The organism is Rheinheimera sp. B2H12, from assembly GCF_059620065.1.
The window spans coordinates 1,008,866-1,028,010 of the sequence record NZ_CM184363.1 but is presented as its reverse complement, the minus strand read 5'-3'; the positions used below and the strand labels follow the sequence as shown (position 1 = coordinate 1,028,010).

Here is a 19,145-nt window from a genome sequence, read left to right as displayed (position 1 = left end):
TTTAGTCAAGTATTAATCCGACTAAAACAGTCAGGTATTGCTGACAGCAAGCACAGCTGGCGCTGTTAAATGGTCGGATCAAATTCTTCGTGCGCCTTACGGCGCTGTTCTGCCGCTTCCCGCTCGGCGGCCAGAAAGGCTTCATCTTTAATATCCATTGCCGGCACAGCCTGGCAGACATTGCCGCCAAGCTCATTAATGCTCTGACACAGCTCGGCCACTTTGTTATCCAGACAATGAATATGATCCAGCATCCGGCCAATGGCATTGGCCACCGGGTCCGGATTGTCACTGGCAACCGCATAAGCGTCAAAACCAAACTTTTTCGCCAGATGCTGCCGCTGCTCACTGACGCTGGCGTCTTGCTTGGCGACGATCCGACCCGGAATACCGACCACAGTGGCCCCCGAGGGCACATCTTTCACCACCACTGCATTCGAACCAATCCGGGCATTTTCGCCAACGTACAACGGCCCCAGCACTTTGGCGCCGGCACCAATCACCACATTATTGCCAAGCGTCGGGTGACGTTTACCCGGATTCCAACTGGTGCCGCCTAAAGTCACACCGTGATACAAAGTGACATCATCGCCAATTTCAGCAGTTTCACCGATCACCACGCCCATGCCGTGGTCAATAAAAAAACGGCGACCGATGCGGGCGCCCGGATGAATTTCTACGCCGGTCAGCCAACGGGCAATGGTGCTTAAAAACCGCGCCAGCCATTTCCAGCCTGCGGTCCAAAGCTTGTGGTTCAAGCGGTGCCACCAAATGGCATGCAGGCCCGGATAATTAGTCAGCACTTCGAAAAAACTGCGCGCCGCCGGATCTCGCTCAAATACACTTTTAATGTCTTCTCTGATACCTGCAAACATCATCCTGTCCTTTGCCAGTTGGCGTTACTTTGCAATCTTCTGCCAGGTCCTGAAACCATGGCTACAGAGTTATTCGGGCTGTTGTTGCTGCTTACGCTGGATGGATGTCAGGATCCCGCGCAAAATATTTAACTCAGCCTCTTCCGGCCGCGCCCGGGTAAACAATCTTTTTAATTTGGTCATCACCACGCCTGGATGCTGTTTGATAATAAAACCGGTATCGTTCAGCGTTTGTTCCAGATGCAGATAAAACCGTTCCATCTGTTCTGAGCTTGGATATTGCGCTTGTTCAATCTCGGGCTGGACGACACGCTGCGCCAAAGTCGCCACCCGCACTTCATAAGCCACAATCTGCACGGCCATAGCCAGATTCAGCGAGCTATATTCAGGATTGGCCGGAATACAGACATGGTAATTACATAACTGTAATTCTTCATTGCTCAGACCACTGCTTTCCCGACCAAACACCAGCGCCACCGGTTTTTGTTTGGCCTCAAGCACCGCTTTTTCGCCACATTCACGGGGTTCCAGCATAGGCCAGGATAAGGTGCGGGAACGGGCACTGGCACCGACAATTAAACCACAATCACTGATGGCCTCCGCCAGATTATCCACCACCCGCGCTTTGGCCAGCACTTCACTGGCACCGGCTGCTAAGGCATAGGCCTGACCATCAGGCAATTCTTTTGGCGATACCAGCACCAACTGGCTCAAACCCATGGTTTTCATCGCCCGGGCCACTGAGCCCATATTGCCGGTATGGGTGGTGCCAACCAGCACGATGCGGATTTGATCTGTCATACAGTAACATCCCGAAAAAAAGCATAGCGACTGAAAAAAGAGCGGCATTTTAGCATAAGGAAATGCCAGCTGTGCAGTAAATTCAGCAGTCCGGACATCCGTTTTTCAGAAAAAACCGACTGGTCGTATCATCAGTGACAAATATCAGTTTGTCACTGCAAAGCTGGGACAGCTTTGCTAAACTAGCGCCTTCTCAACAATAAGGATCTAACGCATGAAAGCTTTGACCCCGTTCGTTGTCATGTCCACCCTGTTATTTTCCGCCGCACCAAGTTTTATTGTCCAGGCCGATGAAGCTGCCATCAAAGCAGCGGTCAATCATCCGGTCCGCAGCAGTAGCAATAAAGCCCGCGATGTACATCGCCATCCGGTAGAAACCTTAAGCTTCTTTGAAGTGACGCCAAAAAGTAGCGTGGTTGAAATTTCACCAGGTTCAGGCTGGTATACCGAGATTCTGGCGCCGTTATTAAAAGCTGAAGGCAAATATTACGCCGCCCACCAGCCTGCCGATGCCACTTCTGATTACGCCAAAAAATCCCGTGCCGCTTTTATCGAAAAGCTGGCCGCTGACCCTATTTACAGTGCGGTGACAGTGACTGGTTTTGCGCCGACAGCCGGTTATGAAGTCGCACCGGCAGGTTCGGCCGATGTCGTGCTGACCTTCCGTAACCTGCACAACTGGTATATGCAAAAAGGCGATGAAAGCCTGCTCAATGCTTATAAAAGCTTTTATGCCGCCTTAAAACCAGGCGGCGTGCTGGGCGTGGTGGAACACCGTTTACCGGCAGCAAAACTCAATACTGACTGGACCAAGTCAGGCTATATGCCACAAAGCCTGGCCATCAAACTGGCGGAAGAAGCTGGTTTTGTGCTCGAAGGCACCAGTGAAGTCAATGCCAACCCGAAAGACACTGCCGATCATCCACAAGGCGTCTGGACTTTACCGCCGTCTCTGGCCCTGAAAGAGCAGGACAAAGCAAAATATCTGGCTATTGGTGAAAGCGACCGGATGACCTTGAAATTCCGTAAACCAAAAGCTCAATAATTTTAATAACCTAAGTGGAACAGTCGATGAAAGTTCTTGTGATAGGCGGCGGTGGCCGCGAACACGCGCTGGCATGGAAAGCAGCTCAATCGCCAACAGTCAGTCAGGTGTTTGTGGCACCGGGCAATGCCGGCACTGCGCTGGAAAGCAATCTGGAAAATGTCGCCATTGCAGCGGATGATGTACCTGCCCTGCTGGCCTTTGCGCAGCAGCAGCAGATTGATCTGACCATTGTCGGACCTGAAGCGCCGCTGGCTCGTGGTGTGGTAGACAGTTTCCGGGCCGCCGGCCTGGCCATTTTTGGCCCGAGCAAGGCTGCAGCCCAGTTGGAAAGTTCCAAAGCTTTTGCCAAAGACTTTTTAGCTCGTCACCAGATCCCGACCGCCAGTTACGGAACTTTCAGCGACATTTCCGATGCCAAAGCTTATGTCACTGCACAGGGCACGCCTATTGTCATCAAAGCTGATGGCCTGGCAGCAGGCAAAGGCGTGATTATTGCGCAGGATGAAGCGGAAGCTTTTGCTGCAATTGAAGATATGTTGTCCGGTAACAAGTTTGGTGAAGCCGGCAGCCGGGTGGTGATTGAAGAGTTTCTGGTCGGTGAAGAAGCATCTTTTATCGTGATGGTCGACGGTACCACGGCGCTGCCGTTTGCATCGAGTCAGGATCACAAAGCGCGGGATAATGGCGATAAAGGACCAAACACCGGCGGTATGGGCGCCTATTCGCCAGCCCCTGTGGTCACGCCAGCTGTGCATGATTGGGTAATGCAGCATGTGATTTATCCAACCGTGAACGGCATGGCGGCGGAAGGAACAGTCTATACCGGTTTTCTGTATGCCGGTCTGATGGTGGCGCCAAACGGCACCTGTAAAGTGCTGGAATTTAACTGCCGCTTTGGCGATCCGGAAACGCAGCCCATCATGCTGCGGTTGCAATCGGATCTGGTGGAACTTTGTCAGCAAGCCGTGCGCGGCGAGCTGGCCAACACCAGCATTCAATTTGACAGCCGTGCCGCTGTTGGTGTGGTGCTGGCTGCTGGTGGTTACCCGGATGATTATCGTAAAGGTGATGTCATCAGCGGTTTACCGACCTTTGATAGCCGGGAAGCCAAGGTTTTCCATGCCGGCACTCAACTGCGCGATGGTCAGGTACTGACGGCCGGTGGCCGGGTATTATGTGCCACCGCCTTAGGTCAGAATGTGACGGCAGCCCAGCAAGCAGCTTATCTGTTAGTGGATCAGATCCAGTGGGATGGTGTTTTTAGTCGCCGTGACATTGGCTACCGTGCAGTCGCGCGCGAGCAACAAAGTTAAATGATCGGCGCTGCTTTGCCGTTTTTGCGGCAAAACAGCGCATTTTTGCTGGATCCTGCCGCCAGTAGCTGTCAATTCCCGCTGGCAATGCTTGCCAATTTTTACCACTGAATTAAGCTGGTCGCCTGTGGCTGCATAGTGCAGCTATGTTTTGTTCAGGATCATCCGATGTTTTCACTTGTAAAGTCCCGACTGCTACTGCCGGTTAGCTGCGTTTTGTTATCACTTCAGGTCAGTGCGGCTTGTCAGCATGAATTTACCGCTATCTCAGATATTCAGGGCCGGGCTGACACCAGCCCATTGCTTGGCAAAACCTTGTCCACCCAAGGCGTGGTGCTAGGTACTTTATATCACGGCAGCAAAGAACCTAAGCTGTTGATCCAGAGCCAGACGCCGGATCAGGATGCCGCGACTTCGGAAGCTCTGCTGATTGCAGACAGCAAGCTGGCCACTTTATACCAGCGCGGGCAACTGATCGAACTGACCGGCACAGTGCGTGAATTACAACAGATGACGGCCCTGACCAATATCAGCCACAGTGCTATTTGTGCCGCCCAGGTGCCGGTGCGCAGTACCAGTCTGACCTTGCCAGTGCAAAAGTTAACGGACTGGGAAGCACTGGAAGGGCATTATCTGCAACTGCCACAAACTTTGCTGGTGAATGACAGTTATGGCCTGGCCCGTTATGGCGAGTTACTGCTGGCAGACAAAAGATTATTTATCGCCACCGAATTGCAACAACCAGGCGCGGCTGCGGCCGCTTTTGAGCAACAACAACAACTACAGCAGTTGCTGATTGACGATGATAACCCCAGACAAAATGTCGATCCGGTCCGTTTTCCGACCGGTGGTCTGAGCGCCAGCAATACAGTGCGGGTAGGCGATCAGGTCAAAGATGTCGCAGGTTTCCTGGTGCAGACCAAAGCGGGTTATCGGCTGGTGGTCAGCCAGCAACCGACCTTTATTGCAGCGAACCCAAGACCCGCGGCACCCGCAACCAAAAAAGAAACAAACCTGCGAGTCGCCAGTTTTAATGTGCTGAATTTTTTCACCGGCGCCGGACAGCAGCCACAATTTCCAACCAAACGCGGCGCCAGCAATGCCGAAGAATTAGCGCGCCAGCAAGCCAAAATGATCGCCGCGCTGGCTGCGCTGGATGCCGATATTATCGGTCTGCTGGAAGTTGAAAATAATGGCGAAGCTGACGACAGCGCAATAGCAACTCTGGTTCGTCTACTGAATCAGCAACTGGGCTCGGCGCAATATGCTTTTGTCAGCACCGCGGTCAAACCTGGTGGTGATGATATTAAAGTCGCGATGATTTACCGTAGCGCTGCCGTTAGCCAGGCCGGCACTGCGGCGGTGAAACTGGACGCACCTTTTGATCGGGGCAGCCGGCCACCACTGACACAAAGTTTCCGCCATCAAACTTCAGGCACTGAACTCACGGTCAGTATCAATCACTTTAAATCCAAAGGCAGTTGTCCAAAACAACAGTCGGCTGATAGCGATCAGGGCGATGGCCAGGCTTGCTGGAATCCAACCCGGGTTAAAGCAGCGCAGGCATTAACGGCCTGGCTGGCCAGTCATCCGACCGGCAATAGCACAGATAAAGTACTGGTGATGGGTGATTTAAACGCTTACCGGCAGGAAGATCCGGTGCGCAGCCTGGAACAAGCCGGCTTTCAACATCTGGCGGGCCAGGGCCAGCACTGGTCATTTGTCTATCAGGGCCGCTCAGGTACGCTGGACCATGCCCTGGCCACTGCGCCACTGGCGAAGCAATTGCAGCAGTTCCAGCACTGGAATATCAATGCTGATGAACCGGCGGTACTGGATTACAACACCGAGTTTAAATCCAAAGCCCAGCAACAGCGCTTTTTTGCTCCCACGCCATTTCGCGCTTCGGATCATGATCCATTGCTGATGGACTTTAAGTTTTAATTATCTTAAACAGGCAGCACAAAGTTCAGACTAAGTGCTGCTCTTATTATCATAGTCAGGATCAATAAGGTGCCAACCACCCAGACGGTTGAGCGCACATAGGCGCGATCCAGCCAATACAACAGAATAAATGCGACACGGCACAGCAAAAAGCACAGAGCCATCAGTTGCATCCAACCATCGCTCAGACCACTGAAACCACAAGTAGCAACAGCAGCCAGATATAACTGCAGCGCTTCAAAACTGTTTTGATGCGCCGCATTGGCCCGTTGTGCCAGCCCAGCCAACCTCGCCTGCTGCGCCCTCGGATTATGATAATCATAACCACCAAGCGCAATCTGGCCACGAATAGTCGGGATCCGGGCTAAATAAGGCAACAATACCAGCGCCAGCAACACCCACAATAACACACTCATTGTTGCTCCTTCGGCTGACAGACAAAAGCAATCCGGCTTTGATCCGGTGTCAGACTAAAACGACTGACAGTCCCCTGGCAGGCACTGGCCAGATCTAACCAGAGCTGCCATCTGGGTTCACCCGGCTGCCAGCTGTAAATTTTATTGCCAGCGGATGTCAGTAACAGTTGCGACGATAACCAGCGTAAGTCCTGAGCCCCGGCCGGGAGTAACAATTGACGCTGACTGAGTTGTTTGGTCGCCACGTTATACCAACTGAGCGCCAAACGCTCTGGCGCGGCTTCGTCTTGCGACTCGGTGCGCTCAGTAAAATAACCAATATGTTGGTCTGGCTGCCAGGCCAGACCCCGGCCAATATTTTTTGCCAGCACAGTTAAGCTGCCCGCCCTATCAAGGTACACAATCTGGTGGCTCGCTGCAGTGGTTCCCAGCTGAAAAATCAGCAGATCCTGCTCGGGACCCCAAGCGTGATAACCCACACCAATCAGCTCAGGCAATAACAGCTGGGGCTGCGCTGTGGCGGCTAATCGCCATAATCTTTGTCGTCCATCGGCTTCGACCACCACCGCTGACAAACCAGTGCCATCCGGCAGCATGGTCGGTGAGTATTCACTGAGTGTGGTCTGTGCGACGAGAGCGCGCTGGCCTGTGTTGAGCTGATAACTGGCGATGTCCATCTGGCTGCCGGTACTACTGGTTTGCTCAGCGGTGTAATACAAAGTCTGACCATCGCGACTAAATTCAGGCTGATTAAAATAACCCGGCTGTTGATTAATTTGCTGCCACTTGGTGATCTTCTGCGCTGATAAACCGGCCAACAACAAATTAAACGCAGGTGGTTTGGCTGGTGCAGCAGTGGCAGTCTGGCTGCTTTGCTCTGCAGCGCAAAGCTGGAAGCTAGTCAACATCAGACTGGCCAGCCAGGTCACTGCGCACAGTTGGCTGCGGATACTGCCAACTGCCACAGCAGGCTCAAGCCGCAGCAACCACGAAACGGGATGAAACATCAGATCCTCCAGGCATCAACAGAGCCACTTAGTGCAGACATTAAAAGCTGTTGCGAAAGATTTACTTTATCCTTTATGGTAAGGTCAGGGCAACAGACAAACAGGAACTCTATGTCAGATAAAAATCCAATTATTGCCGTCACAGGTTCCAGCGGCGCCGGTACCAGCACCACCAGTAACTCCTTTATGCATATTTTCCGCAGTTTAGGGGTGGATGCTGCCATGGTCGAAGGCGACTGTTTCCACCGTTTCAGCCGGCCAGAGATGGATTTAGCGGTACGAAAAGCCAAGGAACAAGGCAAATACATCAGTTATTTTGGTGCCGAAGCCAATGATTTTGCTGCGCTGGAACATTGTTTTGCCAGTTACGCCGAACATGGCAGTGCCAAAGTACGGCGTTATCTGCATACCTTTGATGAGGCAGTACCTTATAACCAGTTGCCCGGCACTTTTACCCCCTGGCAGGATTTACGGGCCGATACCGATGTGCTGTTTTATGAAGGTTTGCACGGCGGTGTGGTCACTGAAGATCACAATGTGGCACAACATGTCGATTTGCTCATTGGCATGGTGCCTATTGTCAACCTGGAGTGGATCCAGAAAATTATCCGCGACACCTCTGAGCGTGGTCATTCGAGAGAAGCGGTACAGGCTAGCATAGTCCGCAGCATGGATGACTACATCAATCACATCACGCCGCAGTTTTCCCGCACGCATATTAACTTTCAGCGGGTGCCGACTGTAGATACTTCAAACCCATTTAGTGCCAAAGATATTCCGTCACTGGATGAGAGTTTTGTCGTGATCCGCTTTCGTGGCATTAAACATGTTGATTTTCCGTATTATCTGCAGATGATTAACGGTTCGTTTATGTCGCGGGTCAATACCCTGGTGGTGCCTGGCGGTAAAATGGGTCTGGCGATGGAACTGATTTTAACGCCGTTGATTGAAGATTTGATGTTAAAAAGAAGGCAGGCCCGGGGTCAGGTCAACTGGCTGGAATAAGGGGCTGCCACTTTTTTACTGTAGTGTAAAGCACCAGGCCAACTTCACGCTGACCTGGTGCTTTGCTCAATCAGAAGCGATAACGTAATTGCAAATAAGTATTAGCCACATCATTCGGTTCCAGTTTCAGTTTCTGATAACCAACCCCTGCACTCAGGTCTGTCGTAAACTGATAGTGCAAATCCAGCGCAAAATAGAGCTCCTGCCCATCGAGTTTGGTCCGCAGCTCAGTCGCCCCGCGTTGACTGCTGATTTCACTGTCCCAGCGGATCAGACCAAAGGGCACTTCCAGTCGCCAGTTGCCAGCTTGCCATGGTGTTAAGCGTAATCCCAAGGTGATGCCGTCCGCCAAAATCGGGCTGAAGGTTTTAACTTGCTGGTGATACTGCTCAGGGGTCAGGCTATCGCCTTTGAGTGTTAACTGCCCTTCACCACTGTCCAGATAACCAAGTTCGACCGCCACCGCCGGATACCACTGATAACCAAGCTGGACTGCTTTAAATTGATCTTTTGCATCAAAACTGAGGATATTGCCAGCGGGCAACTGCGATTGAAATTCTGCTACCGCGCTGTCTGCTTTACTTTGACCATAACTGCCCTGCAGGTACCAATCCGCACTATGTCCAAGCGGGCTCAGCAGCAACAAAGCCCCGGCCAGCAGTGCTTTCGACCGCCGCCGACGGTACATCAAGGCTGCCGCAGCCAGACCGCACAACCACAACGGTGACAGGCTGCCACCACTACTTTGATTGACCACCATCACTTCCTGATATGCTTTCACTGTCACTTTAACCTCTGCCTCGGATTGGGCGCCAAAATTGTCCTGCACCAGATAACGAATGGTATCGACCCCATCAAAAGCTGCTTTAGGAACGTATGTTAACTGTTGATCTTGTACTGTCACAGTCCCTTGCTGCGCAGTGGCACTTAACAAGGTTAACGGATTACCATCCGGATCCATGTCATTCGCCAATACATTGATCCGCAGTGCTGTTCTGTCATCGGTCGCCGCAGTGTCATTGCTTAACACGGGAGCATTATTGTTCAGCACCGTGACTGTGAGTTCAGCACTGGTCGTTCCGCCTTTGCCATCACTGATACTGTACACCACCACATCAGTGCCGAAGAAGTCCGTTTTTGGTGTATATAACAACTGTTTATCCGCTTGGATCAACAAGGCGCCAAAACTGCCAACCGCCTGAGTGATGGTTAACACATCGCCATCGGCGTCACTGTCATTGGTTAACACATTCACCACAGCTGGCTGATTAATAGGCGTGGTCAGCGTATCAGCGACTGCCACAGGCATTGTATTGCCATTGGCTGGCACCGCCACCCCACCCGGATCGACAATGGCACTGTTGGCAATGCCATCCGCATCGTTTGGTCCGCCATCTTCTACGGTCACCTGCACACACCAGTGACCTTCGGTCAGTCCCGGCGTCCAGCGGCTATCACCAGGTGGCGGACAAAAACCACGTTCACCGGCGCTACTGGCAATACGATTGCGCTCATTGCTGACAAAATCGACCCAGCCGCCAGCTTCAGTAAATTTACGATACACCGCATTGGCGGGCACCGGATTACGCTGTGGCAGCACCAGATTATAACTTTGCCCCTGTACAGGCAGGCCATAAGCGATAAAGTCAAAGATACCACCAATGTTAATGGCTGTACTGTCTGGCTGCAGTTCAACAGCTTTCACTTGCAAGCCACCGCTATCACTCAATACCGCCACACTACCCCGACGTAAACAGACCCCTGGTTCGCCTTCGGCCAGATAGCTGACCTGTTGCTGACCTTCCGCCGGCACCACGTTGCATTCATTGATTGCGTCCAGGTAATCCGGAATACCATCGCCATCGGTATCGGCAAAACCTTCGCTGTTATCCGGGATCAAATCACCATCAGAATCAGCATCCGTCAGCAATGGCAGGCTAGGCTGGATCACCACAAAGACCTGTGCTGTCGCCTGCAACTGCGGGCTGCCGTTATCCTGCACTGTATAGCTGACCGGATAAACCCCAGGGGCTTGCTGCGCCGGATCAAAACTCAGCTTGTCACCGGCCTGACTGGCACCAACAAGATCTGCAAACATCCAACTGCCACTGAGTTGATCGGCCGGATTGGCGTCAGTCACTGTGGCCTCAATAGTAACCACACCACCGGCCTGACTCAGTGTCAGACGCTTTTCACCTGCCTGCGACACTTGCAACGCGGCAGCTGGTGCAATATTTTGCTCTGAAATCCGAATGGTCGTTTGGGCCTGACTGCCACGATTCAGCGCCGGATCCAGCGTGATTATCACAGTTTCTGGCTCTTCAGCAGTGCCATCCTCCAGCACCTGGAAGCGCAGCTCAGCGCTCAGGCCCTGACTGATTTCAACCACGCCATCGACCAGCGTGTGGTCATTGCCACCAGCACTACCTGTGACAGTATAAGGGATCTGCACTGGGTAGACCGGTGACTGACCATTCAGCAGTACTTGCACCACCACTTCATTACCTTCGGTCACTGTCTGATCTTTGCTAAGCGAAATCAATGGTTTGACATTGACAGCCTGTGATTTAGTGGCGATATTGCCCTGGGCATCGGTCGCCTGCCAGTACACCAGGTGCGAGCCGGGTGCAAAGAACAGCGAATTATTGACTAAGGCAACTTTTAACTTAGCCCCAGCGCTGTCGACCGCAGTTGCAGTGCCGACATCCACTCTGGTAAAGAGTGCCTGCGCATTGGCGGTAACATCGGCAGGGACTGTAATCACCGGCACAGTGCCGCTGCGACTGCCCTCAATCAGCAGGTTGACCAGCGCACTGGCACGACCGCCGTTGCCATCATTCAGGGTATAACGTAGCGTAACAGGGCCGACATAATCCACTGGCGCTGTGAACCGCAAACCACCAGCCGCCAGCCGGACAATACCGACATCCGCCTGCACCCCGTCAATAGTCAGGCTATCTCCATCGACGTCACTGTCGTTAGCAAGTACCGCCAGCAGGTATTGATTATTCGCTGTTTTGGCCAGATTGATCCGATCATCCTGCGCCACTGGTGCATCATTGACTGGCGTCACCGTGATCTGCACTGTAGCGGGTGCGGAACTCAGTTCTGCATCTTTTGCCAGCAGCACCAGACTGTCGGTACCGTGATAATTTGCCGCCGGTGTATACACCAGTTCATTAGCGGCCACTGTGACAGTACCGTGTTGTGGCTGGGTTTGCACCTGATAGCTCAGGCTATCATTTTCGCCATCCTGACCAGCCAGCGTTAGTCTGAGTTGTTCATCCTCCGCGGTGGTGCCACTGATGTCTGCCAGTACTGGCGCGGTGTTATACCGTTTCAGCACTGTGGTGGTGACTGCGGACCCCCTGTTGCCTAAGGAGTCGGTTAACACTAGGGACAGCGTTAACGTCCCTTCCGCCAGGCTGGTGACATTAATGCCGCTGACCCGCTGCGTTGCAGTACTGATATCACCGCTGCCGCTGACGCTATTGGTGCCGTCACTGAGGGTGTAACTGTAACTGCTGCCAATTTCTGCGCCTTGCAGCAAGAAGCTCAGCGCGGTTTCATTGGCTTTATTGATACGGTTTTGTTCGATCACCACGCTGTAACCTTGTGGCGCCTGCAGATCAACCGTTAATTGCGCTGTCACCGGCGTGCTGGCGTTATTCAATGCATCAGTAGCCACCACTGACACCTGATAAACACCATCGGGCAATGCCGCAATAGTATTGGCCGGAATCAACCAACTGCTGCCATTATTCTGTGCGGTATAGGTCTGACCGTTCACAGTGACCGTAATCACCGCGGCCGGATCATTGACAGACCCACTCAAGGCCGGCCTTGGCAGATTGGTCGACAACGGATTGACGGACACCACTGGAGCCTGCGAATCTTCGGTGAGATCTGGGATATCTACAGCAACCGTTTGATTCGCCGCCGCATCTTTGGCTCTGACCACAAAATAGTTACTGCTGTTCTGACTCAGCACAGCCGTCAATGACCAGGCGCCATCTGCCACGGTGGCAGTGGCCAGCACAGTGTCATTATCGGCAACACCGTTATTGTCGCTGTCAGCAAACAATTCAACGATGACGCCATTTTCAGCATGGGTACCGCTAATCTGTTGATTGTCAGCATTCAGCACCAGCGCTTCGGCCGGCACCGTCACCACCGGCAGCACCGGTGTCTGCGAATCTTCAGTAATAGTCGGGACATCGACCGCCGCCGTCTGATTACCAGCCGCGTCTTCAGTCAGCACGACAAAGTTATGTACGGTATCGGCTTGTAGCGCGCGCGGAATGCTCCACTGCCCATTCACCACATCGGAACTGGCTAAACTACTGCCCTCGGCCACTCCATCATTGTTGCTGTCGGCATACAGCTGCACCACCACCGCATTCTCAGCATGGGTACCCGCAATGGTATAGCTGTCCGCATTGACGAACACTGCCTGCGCCGGACTGGTCACCACGGCCACCACTGGCGTCTGGGTATCCACTTTGGCATTGCTGTTGTTACTCTGCGCAAAACTCAGATTGGCCGGATTATTACCACTGTCTTTGATGGTGCTGCTATTAAGGACCAGGCCATCAGCCGGGATTCTCACTCCATCCTGGTCAGTATTATCCCCCGCTTGCACTGTATAACTGTAAGTCAGGCTGCTGCCGTTACTGCTGACAAAGCTAGCTTGCCGGCTGGTTGAGCCCAGCATGATTGCCAAGGTTGAATCCGTCCCTGCCACAACCACTGTGTCATTAAAGCTCACAGTGAAGGTCAGCACCTGGCCTGCTTTGTAGTTGCCATTGGCCACACTGACCTGGGTCAGTTGCGGGATCAGACTGTCTTTAGCAATAGTAGCAGTCACAGCCGGTGTACTGACATTACCAGCCGCATCAGTCAAGGTCAGCGATAGTGTCAGGGTGCCATCCCCCAAACCGCTCAGATCCACACCACTGATGGTCTGACCGGCATTGTTCACTGCAACTGAACCTGTCACCGGGGTGCCACCAGAGCTGCTGCTGATACTGTAATTGGCGGTAGTGGCAGTTTCAGCCCCGGATAAGATAAAGCTCGCCGCAGTCTGGTTACTGGCATCAATAGCGCTCTGCACAAAGGTCACCCCGCTAATGACAGGTCTGTCACGGTCTACCTGGTGCACGGGCGCACTGCTGTATGCCGCCAGCGCATTAGCGGCGGTATCAACAATATTACTGCTGACGTGATCCAGTCTTAAGCTGCCGGTACCGCTGATGTTATTCACCGTCACGGTAACACTGCTGCCACTGCTGACAGAAACGGCGCTGACAGTGCCAGCCGCTGTGCCTGTGCTGCTCAGACTAAAATCAGCCGCATCTATATTGCTGACGGTTTCACTAAACGTCAGCTGATAGCTGATACTGGCATCGGCTGGAGCCGCAGTATTGAGTGTGGCGGTGCTGATAGTTGGCACCAGACCATCCACCAGCACACCGGCAGTGCCGCCCACATTGTTCAGCGTGGTCAGCAGATCCAGTCCAACCGCATCTTTGATAGTGCCGCCATTGACATCAACAGCCGCCGCCAGCGCGATCCCATCGGCATCTTCAGCACCATTTTGTACGGTGTAGCGGAACAACAGCGTGGTAGTGCCTGAACCACTGACATAACTGGCGTATTGCGTGCTGCCGCCAATGGTCAGCGCCAGCCTTGGCGTGCCGTTCGTGGTATCGACCGTCAGGTTTTCTGTGCCGTTCAGCGTGAAATTCAGTTGCTGCCCGATGCCATAACTGGCAGCCGTTGGCACTGTGACAGAGCTGACGATTGGAGCCTGCGAATCTTCGGTAATATCAGGGATATTCACCGCAACCGTTTGATTCGCCGCCGTATCTTTGGCTCTGACCACAAAATAGTTACTGCTGTTCTGACTCAGCACAGCCGTCAATGACCAGGCACCATCTGCCACAGTGGCAGTCGCCAGCACAGTGTCATTGTCGGCAACACCGTTATTGTCGCTGTCAGCAAACAATTCAACGATGACGCCATTTTCAGCATGGGTACCGCTAATCTGTTGATTGTCAGCATTCAGCACCAGCGCTTCGGCCGGCACCGTCACCACCGGCAGCACCGGTGTCTGCGAATCTTCAGTAATAGTCGGGACATCGACTGCCGCCGTCTGATTACCAGCCGCGTCTTCAGTCAGCACGACAAAGTTATGTACGGTATCGGCTTGTAGCGCGCGCGGAATGCTCCACTGCCCATTCACCACATCGGAACTGGCTAAACTACTGCCCTCGGCCACTCCATCATTGTTGCTGTCGGCATACAGCTGCACCACCACCGCATTCTCAGCATGGGTACCCGCAATGGTATAGCTGTCCGCATTGACGAACACTGCCTGCGCCGGACTGGTCACCACGGCCACCACTGGCGTCTGGGTATCCACTTTGGCATTGCTGTTGTTACTCTGCGCAAAACTCAGATTGGCCGGATTATTACCACTGTCTTTGATGGTGCTGCTATTAAGGACCAGGCCATCAGCCGGGATTTTCACTCCATCCTGGTCAGTATTATCCCCCGCTTGCACTGTATAACTGTAAGTCAGGCTGCTGCCGTTACTGCTGACAAAGCTAGCTTGCCGGCTGGTTGAGCCCAGCATGATTGCCAAGGTTGAATCCGTCCCTGCCACAACCACTGTGTCATTAAAGCTCACAGTGAAGGTCAGCACCTGGCCTGCTTTGTAGTTGCCATTGGCCACACTGACTTGCGTCAGTTGCGGGATCAGACTGTCTTTAGCAATAGTGGTCATCACAGCCGGTGTACTGACATTCCCTGCGGCATCAGTCAAGGTCAGCGATAGTGTCAGGGTGCCATCCCCCAAACCGCTCAGATCCACACCACTGATGGTCTGACCGGCATTGTTCACTGCAACTGAACCTGTCACAGGGGTGCCACCAGAGCTGCTGCTGATACTGTAATTGGCGGTAGTGGCAGTTTCAGCCCCGGATAAAGTAAAACTCGCCGCAGTCTGGTTACTGGCATCAATAGCGCTCTGCACAAAGGCCACCCCGCTGATGACAGGTCTGTCACGGTCTACCTGGTGCACGGGCGCACTGCTGTATGCCGCCAGCGCATTAGCGGCGGTATCAACAATATTACTGCTGACATGATCCAGTCTTAAGCTGCCGGTACCGCTGATGTTATTCACCGTCACGGTAACACTGCTGCCACTGCTGACAGAAACGGCGCTGACAGTGCCAGCCGCTGTGCCTGTGCTGCTCAGACTAAAATCAGCCGCATCTATATTGCTGACAGTTTCACTAAACGTCAGTTGATAGCTGATACTGGCATCAGCAGGTGCCGCACTATTGAGTGTGGCGGTGCTGATGGTGGGTGCCACAGCATCAATCAGATAGGCTTTGTTAAAGCCTAGCGAACCGGCCGCGCCAGGGGGTGACAGGGTCAGCACTGAGCTGTTGCCCGCAGCATCGACAATACTGCCGCCATTGAGTACCAGCGCGTTGCTGCTCAGATAATCCAGATCGTTGCTGCTGTCCCCAGCCTGTACTGTGTAATTAAACACCAGCGTCGAACTGCCACTGCCACTGACATAATCAACGGTCCGATCAACTGCGCCAGTTTCCAGCGTCAGTTGCGGCGTACCAGTTACGGTTACATTTTCACTGAAACTGACTTGTAAACTAATCACATCAGCGGCTTTATAACTGCCATCGGCGGTGGAACCAGTGACATTGCTGACCGTGGCAGCTTCAGTATCGATCACCAGTGCTTTATTCGCCCCCAATGATCCGGCGGTGCCAGGCGCCGGCAAGGTCAGTATCGCATCCACCGCACTGCCATTTTTAATGCTGCCGCCATTGAGGCTCAGCGCATTCACCGACAGGTAGTCCAAATCGCTGCTGCTGTCACCAGCTTGTACTGTATAGCTAAAGGTCAGCGTGCTCGTACCGCTACCCGCACTGTAGTTCACCACCTGATCGGTGCTGCCAGTTTCCAGCGTCAGTTGCGGCGTGCCTGTCACAGTGACCACTTCATTAAAACTCAGCTCAATACTGATGATGTCGCCGGCTTTATAACGACCATTGGCGGTACTGGCACTGACAGCAGCGACTGAAGGTGGAATATTGCTTGCCGTAATACCGTTCCCGGTCAAATCGGCCAGCACCACAGCATTATCAGCCCCTGCGTTCCAGTCTTCACTGGCGGCCAGATTATAGGTCATGCTGAGCGCTGAACTGGTGCCATTTTTATTGATCCGGCTGGTTAACGCGGCGATATCAGTGCCATTTAACGTGACACTGAAACCACTGGCGCTGCTGATGTCCACACTGCCACTCGTCAGGCTGTAGGCGGAATCATCACCACTTAATTGTAATTTGCTGATATCAATATCATTGTTGGCACCCGCCAGCGCTAACAAGCCAGTGCCGGTAACGAGCAGCTCACCGGTCGCTGCGTTATAGGTGGCACTGGTAATGGTGGGCACTGCCACATTGCTGACCATAATACCGTTGCCGGTTAAATCAGCCGAGAATAAGGCTGCATCGGCGCCGGTAGCCCAGTCATCGGCTGCAGCCAGATTGTAGGTGGAGCCTCCGGTGGACGCAGTGCCGTTTTTATTCACCAAGGTTGCCAGCGCGCTGCGATCGTTCGAACTTAATGTCAGGCTGGCAGCCGTGGCTGAACTGATATCGACATCCAGGGTATCCGTCAGGGTGTAAGTCGCGCCACCTTCGACGGTCAGCGTCAGCATGGATGCATCAACATCGTCACTGGCACCCGATTTACGCAGGAAGCTAGTCCCCGTCAGTGCTAAGGCCCCGGTCGCTGCATCATAAGTAGCGCTAGTCAGTTGTGGCGTGGCGACGCCACTGACAGTAATACCATTACCAGTTAAATCAGCAACCACCACGGCACTATCGGCGCCGGTCGCCCAATCTTCTGCCGCCGCCAGATTGTAGGTGGTACCGGAAGTTGAGGCAGTGCCGTTTTTATTGGCGTATTGATTGATACTATTGCGATCGGTGCTGCTAAGCAGCACGCTAAAAGCGGTGCCGGATAACACATCAACATCAGCCGTATCAGTCAGGGCAATGGTGGTACCGCCTTCCAGCGTAAAGGTCAGTCCAGACACATCAATGTCGTTGGTTGCCCCCGCTTTTGTGCTGAAGCCTGTACCAGTCACACTCAGAGTAGCAGTAGCAGCATCATAAGTTGCACTGGTGATGGCAGGCACAGCCACATTGCTGACCGTCACGCCGTTGCCAGTTAAATCCGCGGTGTTGCCAGCGGTGACGGCGCTATCCCAGTCATCCGCCGCCGCCAGGTTATAGGTGGTGCCCGAGGTTGAACTGGTACCCATTTTATTCAGCAACAGCTGCACGGCATTTCTGTCAGTCGCATTTAAAGTGACACTAAAGCCAGTGCTGCCACTGGCATTGACATTGGCGGAGGTCAGGGGATGTGTGCTACCGCCTTCTCCCGTCAGCGTCAGTTTGCTGACATCAATCACACCGTTGTTGGTGATATTGCTGCCGCTGACGGTCAATAGACCTGTGCTGGCATCATAAGTGGCACTGCTGATGGTGGGTGAAAGGCTCTGGGTGGTTAAATCCACTTTGCTGGCACTGACTTGTAAATTGGTAGCGGTGTCCTCTGCTACCACATAGACATCATAAGATGTCCCTGCGGTCAGGGCGGTAATGTTAGCGGTAAAATCAGTGCTGTTATTGCTGATATTGAGACTGCCACTTTTCAGCGCCGCGGCACCGGAGTTATTCTGACCGGCTTTCACCTGAGCCGCACTGGGCGCTGCCGCACCATCCGCCACCACCACATAATAAGCGGTGCCAGTTTCATTGAGCCGCACAGCCAGCGTGGTTGCACTATCAGTGGTGCCACTCAGGCTGGGCGTTGAGTTTTGAAAGGCAGGCGCAACTAAATCAACGGTATGGGTCTGACCTGAAGTGTAAGCAGCGACAAAGCCGTTGGTGCCACCACCATTATTGCTGGTATCTTTGATGTTGGTGCTGGTCTTTAAATCTAACCGCAGGGTGCCGGCCCCGCTGATACTGTTGATGGTGACGGTAATGGAACTGCCTGTTGCAGCTGACACCGAAGCAATAGTGCCAGTGGCAGTGCCGGTACTGGTCAATTGGAAATCGTCGGTTGACACATTGGTTGCGACTTCATTAAAGCTGATCACAAATGACATTGAGGTTACATTGGCTGCCGGGCTGCCACTGCGATTGATACTGTTGACCACAGGAGGGGCGGTATCTGACGGATAACAATCGGCATCAATGGTACAGCTCTGGCCGGCATTAGGTGTCCCGGTCAGACAAGTTCCTGAAGTACAGACGCCGACATTTTGCAACAACTCGGCCGCATCACCACTGGTCCTGACGCCTGTAAATAGCCCCTGACTGCCGCCTGAAAGGTTGTTTTTACGCAGATATTGTTGCAGGTAACCTCTTGGCAATGGCTGCAATTGCATGGCGGTGTTGCTGATGCCGACCGCCTGACTGCTGCTGACAAGTTCAGGACTGCTCCCAAAGGCGGCAAAACCATCGGCAGATGGCTGCTGCTGTTCAGTCTCAAGCACTAAGGTTTTATGTTTAGCGGTCATGGTGGAGGCAGCTCTGGCTGACACCACCTGGCCGGCCGGAGCAAACGCAAGTAACAGCGGTACCGCATGTACCAGCCTGGTATAGTGTTTTTTCATCTGGCTTTTCCTT

9 protein-coding genes are annotated in these 19,145 nt (G+C 53.3%); 4 read left to right on the top strand and 5 right to left on the bottom strand.

Annotated features, from left to right (window positions below):
* Positions 1–65: 65 nt before the first annotated feature.
* Both cysE and trmJ read right to left on the bottom strand, forming a co-directional pair.
* Positions 66–875 (bottom strand): serine O-acetyltransferase, encoded by an 810-nt coding sequence (gene cysE, locus AC53GJ_RS04550; protein ID WP_496732763.1) that lies wholly within the window; start codon positions 873–875, stop codon positions 66–68.
* Positions 876–944: 69 nt separating this feature from the next.
* The gene (gene trmJ, locus AC53GJ_RS04545; RefSeq protein ID WP_496731352.1) at positions 945–1,676 is read right to left on the bottom strand and encodes a tRNA (cytosine(32)/uridine(32)-2'-O)-methyltransferase TrmJ; all 732 of its coding nucleotides are present in this window, start codon (positions 1,674–1,676) and stop codon (positions 945–947) included.
* Between the two features lie 214 nt (positions 1,677–1,890).
* Between trmJ and AC53GJ_RS04540 the strand changes: the two genes are divergently transcribed.
* The 3 genes from AC53GJ_RS04540 to AC53GJ_RS04530 all read left to right on the top strand — a co-directional run bounded on the left by AC53GJ_RS04540 (position 1,891) and on the right by AC53GJ_RS04530 (position 5,981).
* Positions 1,891–2,721: a class I SAM-dependent methyltransferase gene (locus tag AC53GJ_RS04540; protein ID WP_496731351.1), complete on the top strand. Its 831-nt coding sequence runs from the start codon at positions 1,891–1,893 to the stop codon at positions 2,719–2,721.
* A gap of 26 nt (positions 2,722–2,747) precedes the next feature.
* Positions 2,748–4,037 (top strand): phosphoribosylamine--glycine ligase, encoded by a 1,290-nt coding sequence (purD, locus tag AC53GJ_RS04535; RefSeq protein WP_496731350.1) that lies wholly within the window; start codon positions 2,748–2,750, stop codon positions 4,035–4,037.
* A 168-nt stretch (positions 4,038–4,205) separates the two neighbouring features.
* Positions 4,206–5,981, top strand: a complete 1,776-nt coding sequence (locus tag AC53GJ_RS04530; RefSeq protein WP_496731349.1) for an ExeM/NucH family extracellular endonuclease — start codon at positions 4,206–4,208, stop codon at positions 5,979–5,981.
* A gap of 5 nt (positions 5,982–5,986) precedes the next feature.
* Here AC53GJ_RS04530 and AC53GJ_RS04525 read toward each other — a convergent pair whose 3' ends face one another.
* Together AC53GJ_RS04525 and AC53GJ_RS04520 are read right to left on the bottom strand one after the other, a co-directional pair.
* Positions 5,987–6,397 (bottom strand): MAPEG family protein, encoded by a 411-nt coding sequence (locus AC53GJ_RS04525; RefSeq protein ID WP_496731348.1) that lies wholly within the window; start codon positions 6,395–6,397, stop codon positions 5,987–5,989.
* On the bottom strand, positions 6,394–7,404 hold the full coding sequence (locus AC53GJ_RS04520) for a TolB family protein (protein ID WP_496731347.1): 1,011 nt from the start codon (positions 7,402–7,404) through the stop codon (positions 6,394–6,396). Before AC53GJ_RS04520 ends, AC53GJ_RS04525 begins: the two co-directional genes overlap by 4 nt.
* A 111-nt stretch (positions 7,405–7,515) precedes the next feature.
* Here AC53GJ_RS04520 and AC53GJ_RS04515 point away from each other — a divergent pair, with 111 nt between their 5' ends.
* A complete protein-coding gene (locus AC53GJ_RS04515) occupies positions 7,516–8,409 on the top strand; it encodes a phosphoribulokinase (RefSeq protein WP_496731346.1) in 894 nt (297 codons plus the stop codon).
* A gap of 70 nt (positions 8,410–8,479) precedes the next feature.
* Here the strand turns inward: AC53GJ_RS04515 and AC53GJ_RS04510 are convergent, their stop codons facing one another.
* Complete coding sequence (locus tag AC53GJ_RS04510) at positions 8,480–19,132, bottom strand: Ig-like domain-containing protein (RefSeq protein WP_496731345.1); 10,653 nt, start codon at positions 19,130–19,132, stop codon at positions 8,480–8,482.
* Positions 19,133–19,145 lie beyond the last annotated feature (13 nt).

Coding starts and splice junctions, on each gene's coding strand:
- purD (WP_496731350.1), top strand. CDS start 2,748: ATGAAAGTTCTTGTGATAGGCGGCGGTGGCCGCGAACACGCGCTGGCA.
- AC53GJ_RS04515 (WP_496731346.1), top strand. CDS start 7,516: ATGTCAGATAAAAATCCAATTATTGCCGTCACAGGTTCCAGCGGCGCC.
- AC53GJ_RS04540 (WP_496731351.1), top strand. CDS start 1,891: ATGAAAGCTTTGACCCCGTTCGTTGTCATGTCCACCCTGTTATTTTCC.
- AC53GJ_RS04510 (WP_496731345.1), bottom strand. CDS start 19,132: ATGAAAAAACACTATACCAGGCTGGTACATGCGGTACCGCTGTTACTT.
- AC53GJ_RS04530 (WP_496731349.1), top strand. CDS start 4,206: ATGTTTTCACTTGTAAAGTCCCGACTGCTACTGCCGGTTAGCTGCGTT.
- AC53GJ_RS04525 (WP_496731348.1), bottom strand. CDS start 6,397: ATGAGTGTGTTATTGTGGGTGTTGCTGGCGCTGGTATTGTTGCCTTAT.
- cysE (WP_496732763.1), bottom strand. CDS start 875: ATGTTTGCAGGTATCAGAGAAGACATTAAAAGTGTATTTGAGCGAGAT.
- trmJ (WP_496731352.1), bottom strand. CDS start 1,676: ATGACAGATCAAATCCGCATCGTGCTGGTTGGCACCACCCATACCGGC.
- AC53GJ_RS04520 (WP_496731347.1), bottom strand. CDS start 7,404: ATGTTTCATCCCGTTTCGTGGTTGCTGCGGCTTGAGCCTGCTGTGGCA.